Annotated in this window: 2 protein-coding genes and 1 pseudogene; all 3 read left to right on the top strand. The window is 54.2% G+C overall.

The features are described 5' to 3' along the window. Window positions 1-404: phage tail assembly protein (locus tag ADK28_RS08035; RefSeq protein ID WP_204375369.1), on the top strand; the 404-nt coding region annotated here is incomplete at its 5' end. Between the two features lie 26 nt (window positions 405-430). Continuing rightward, window positions 431-577 (top strand): hypothetical protein, encoded by a 147-nt coding sequence (locus tag ADK28_RS32105; protein WP_161802703.1) that lies wholly within the window; start codon window positions 431-433, stop codon window positions 575-577. Continuing rightward, window positions 577-900: pseudogene (locus ADK28_RS08030) on the top strand (phage tail tape measure protein); the annotation flags it as partial. The gene ADK28_RS32105 and the pseudogene ADK28_RS08030, both read left to right, overlap by 1 nt.

Below are 900 nucleotides of genomic sequence, written 5' to 3'. Positions count from 1 at the left end.
GATGGAGTAACACCATGCAATTTACTGAAACCGGCACCCTGGATTACGGGGTGCAGTACAACGGTAAGATCCACCGCGACTTCGAGATCCGCCTGCAGACCGTAGGCGATGAGATTGATGTGGGTGATGAAATCGGCAGTGACTTAGTTGATGTTAATTTCACCGTACATCTGTTAGCTCGCACACTGCTACGGCTTGGTTCAATCCCTGCTGAAGATATCTCGCCACAACTTTTGCGCGATAACCTTGTTTATGAGGACTATAACGCATTGTTAAGGGCTTCCGGGCGAGCAAAAAAAAAGCTAATGCCCATGAGTCAGGAAGAAAAGACCTCCGGCTCTGCAGCCTCATCCTCGGAGAGTACGGATTTACCCAATCAGACATCCGAAATCTCACCTCTGTAGAGTTCTCTGGATTCCTTGATGCGGTCATGCGCCTTCGTAACCCGAAGGCGTATAAAGAACGTGATAAGACACAGACAATCAAGTCGCTACGCATCCCGCTCGACCAGCTCAAAAAACGCAATGCCGCCAAGGCAGAGCGCAAACGTAAGGCATCACCTGCCGGAGGCAAGTAATGGACCAGAATCTGAAGGTCGGCCTGACCATTGGGGCTAATGACGAAGCCACGCCTGTCGTCAAGGGTCTGCGCAACGAACTCTCACACCTGGCGACAGCCCGCAGCAACCTCGGGGTGCGGGCTGAGCACACCATTCAGCGTGAAATCCAGCGAACGCAGGCATCGTATAACCGTCTGGCGCGCAGCGGCAAACTGTCCGAAGCCGAACTGGCCCGCGCCTATAACGAGATGAAGCGGCGTGTAGCGGCGCTGCGTGTTGAGATGGAACGTGAGGCCGAGCAGACCCGCAGCAATTATCAGCGCATGGCCACCGCCAGGGAA

It is taken from the genome of Serratia sp. 506_PEND (assembly GCF_001076875.1).
Lineage (GTDB): Bacteria > Pseudomonadota > Gammaproteobacteria > Enterobacterales > Enterobacteriaceae > Serratia > Serratia marcescens.
This window is presented reverse-complemented; position numbering and strand designations above follow the sequence as displayed.